Below are 2,734 nucleotides of genomic sequence, written 5' to 3'. Positions count from 1 at the left end.
TTGTGTACTCTCTTTTTGGTTTTGACATGTTTTCAAAGTTAATTCAAACAGTCAACATGCTCTTATCTCAATGTCCAGTCAAATGTAGTAAGTGAAGGTTTTAGAGTATCTATATATTGGATATACTTTAAATCAATGTAACGATTGATTCCACTTTTACATGAATTGATTTGACATCTTAAATTCCACACTATAATTTGGAATTTAAGGGTGTATTATCTATAAAAACTAAAAATATGTCAATTTTCACATTATATTGTGGAAATTAATGTAATTTTGTACTGAAACATAAGATGTAACCCTAAAACCACATTATAGTGTGGATGTAAGTGTGTTAATATGAATGCCAAACAGCACATAGGGCATATTATTCAAGAGCGGCGCACCCAAATGCGGATAACCCAGGAACAGCTCGTAGAAATGGCCCAAGTGGGCATCAATACCCTGTATAAGATAGAGAAGGGGGATGCCAATCCAACCTTGTCCTCCTTGGAAAAAATTGCGGATGTTTTGGGATTGGAAATGACGCTTAGGGTAAAGGAAATTCCAGGAATAGGAAATGAGACAGGCAAAGATCTATTATAAAGGGGAATGGGCAGGAGTTCTTGCCCAAGACGACCATGGTCATTATACGTTTCGTTATACGGAAGACTGGCTCAGGGATGGAACAAAACCTCCCATAAGCCTTACGCTTCCCAAATCAGGGGAAGCATATGGGTCGGATCATTTCTTTCCCTTTTTTTACAATATGTTACCTGAGGGGGGCAATAAACAACTGGTCTGCAAAAGTATGCGAATAGACCCTGACGATTATTTCGGGTTGCTGGTCACCACGGCCCGCTATGACACGGTGGGTGCAATAACGGTACAAAAAATGGAATCGAACCTATGATGCCGGAAATAACACATTGTCCAGGAACCTTGGCCGAAGGTTATGATACCTATAGTCGGACCTGCCTGAAGCGGGTGTTCAACAATCGGAAAGTCTCCCACATACTGCCATATGACTCACCGACGTCGAACGAGGAAACAGAAGAGCTCTTTGAAGACAACCGAAAGCGGATTTCGATTTCCGGGGTCCAGGAAAAATATTCTGTCTTGTTGGAAAAGAACCATTTGCGTTTGATCAAGGAAGGGGAGAAGGGCACCCATATCCTTAAACCCATTCCACTTGCAGGGAAACGTCGTGATAAAATGCCCGCAAATGAGCACTTGACCATGCAGATTGCCCGGCAAGTATATGGCATCGAAACCGCTGAGAATGCCCTTATTTTTTTTAAGAACGGTGAGCCGGCATACATTACCAAACGTTTTGACATCGGAGCGGATGGCGGTAAACTCGCCAAGGAGGATTTTGCGACATTGGCGGGGAAAACACCCCAAACCCATGGTGAGGACTATAAGTACCAAGGCAACTATCTTGATCTTTTTGAGTTGATGCAACGCTTTTTACCAGCCTATAAGCTGGAAATGCCCAAAATGTTCAAGCTGTTGGTTTTCAATTATTTGTTTTCCAATGGGGATGCCCATTTAAAGAACTTTTCCATACTGCAAACCCCCTTTGGAGACCATCGATTGAGTCCAGCATATGACCTTTTAAATACTGCTATCCACGTCAATGATGACACCTTTGCCCTAGATGAAGGTCTTTTGCCCAAAAGTATGGCACAAACGAATATTCCATCCCAGTTCAAGATACTCTCAGATACCATAGGATTGCATAAAAAGCAATTTGAGACCATTATGGAAGATATGTTGACCCAATCCAAAAAGATTCAATGGTTCACAGATGCTTCTTTTCTGGATGAAAGGACCAAACGAAGTTTCTTTCAAGCGTATCAGACACGCTTGGTACAGTTCAGGAAGTTAAAAAGGTAAATTGTTGAACTTGATATTCAATACGTTCTCTTGAACTTTGAGCTCTTTTTCTTAACCTGAATGGCCTATTTCTTATCTTTCGATGAATATGGTTGTAAACCATAAATCTTGTTTTGATTTTCATGGAATTGATAATTCCCGAAAGTTACACTGGTGCCATCCGAAGCCGATGCTTTCGTGTTTCTCCTTAGAGGTATAATGGGGTGAGGCGCTTTTTCTATCCGGTAGACACTTTTCAGGATTTGATAACGTCAGGATACTTGGCCATGGATTTTCACACAAACACAAGTTTTAAAAGCGTTAGCAAATCGTTAACGCTCGCCAAAAATTCACTTCAACTGGGTGGCATTGATAAAAAAAGTGCGTTTTTTTGGCCGATTGAAAAAGTTTCAGTGGAGCCCAACCTGGAACAAGTACCTTTTTTGCTCTATTTTTTGACCATCAGGTAATTAGCGTTGTTTTGTCCAATAGTTTTGGGACCCGTCAGGATGCTTTTGCTCTAACCATGGTCTTGCCCATTTGGCGTTGGAAGATCAATGAAGAATCAAAATCTGTAGTCAATAATTTCTTGGAATCCATAAAGCTTTATATATGATCGATTACTATACCCTCGCTTTTGCACCACTATTCGTAATACAAATTCTCTTGCTGTCGCACTTTTTTCCCAAACGCCTGGTTATGGCACTTGAAAGGAATGGGAGATTGTCACAAGATCATAAGGTCTTGATACGAAAGTTTCTTTTGTTGAACAAGATGAATTTGTGGGTCGGATTTTTGGTTATGGCCTTAGTACTGTCGGTATCAGATTCTTTGTCGGTGCGAATGACCTTGCTGACCATTGGTTTATATTTTCTTT

General features: G+C 40.6%; 3 protein-coding genes. All 3 read left to right on the top strand.

The genetic code is table 11. From position 1 onward, the window contains the following. Positions 1-339 precede the first annotated feature (339 nt). From D2V08_RS03210 to D2V08_RS03200, 3 genes are read left to right on the top strand one after another with little or no spacing between them, the layout of a single operon-like run. Entirely contained in the window at positions 340-585 is a 246-nt protein-coding gene (locus tag D2V08_RS03210; protein WP_119606667.1) for a helix-turn-helix domain-containing protein, read from the top strand. Further along, the gene (locus D2V08_RS03205) at positions 560-892 is read left to right on the top strand and encodes a HipA N-terminal domain-containing protein (protein ID WP_119606666.1); all 333 of its coding nucleotides are present in this window, start codon (positions 560-562) and stop codon (positions 890-892) included. Before D2V08_RS03210 ends, D2V08_RS03205 begins: the two co-directional genes overlap by 26 nt. Beyond that, complete coding sequence (locus tag D2V08_RS03200) at positions 889-1,878, top strand: type II toxin-antitoxin system HipA family toxin (protein WP_119606665.1); 990 nt, start codon at positions 889-891, stop codon at positions 1,876-1,878. Before D2V08_RS03205 ends, D2V08_RS03200 begins: the two co-directional genes overlap by 4 nt. Positions 1,879-2,734 lie beyond the last annotated feature (856 nt).

Source organism: Flagellimonas lutimaris (genome assembly GCF_003581615.1).
Lineage (GTDB): Bacteria > Bacteroidota > Bacteroidia > Flavobacteriales > Flavobacteriaceae > Flagellimonas > Flagellimonas lutimaris.
The sequence above is the reverse complement of the archived record's forward strand: the minus strand, read 5'-3'. Positions and strand labels throughout refer to the sequence as shown.

Bases quoted from the DNA above. Each gene is read 5' to 3' on its own strand.
- D2V08_RS03210 (WP_119606667.1), top strand. From the start codon at position 340: ATGAATGCCAAACAGCACATAGGGCATATTATTCAAGAGCGGCGCACC.
- D2V08_RS03205 (WP_119606666.1), top strand. From the start codon at position 560: ATGAGACAGGCAAAGATCTATTATAAAGGGGAATGGGCAGGAGTTCTT.
- D2V08_RS03200 (WP_119606665.1), top strand. From the start codon at position 889: ATGATGCCGGAAATAACACATTGTCCAGGAACCTTGGCCGAAGGTTAT.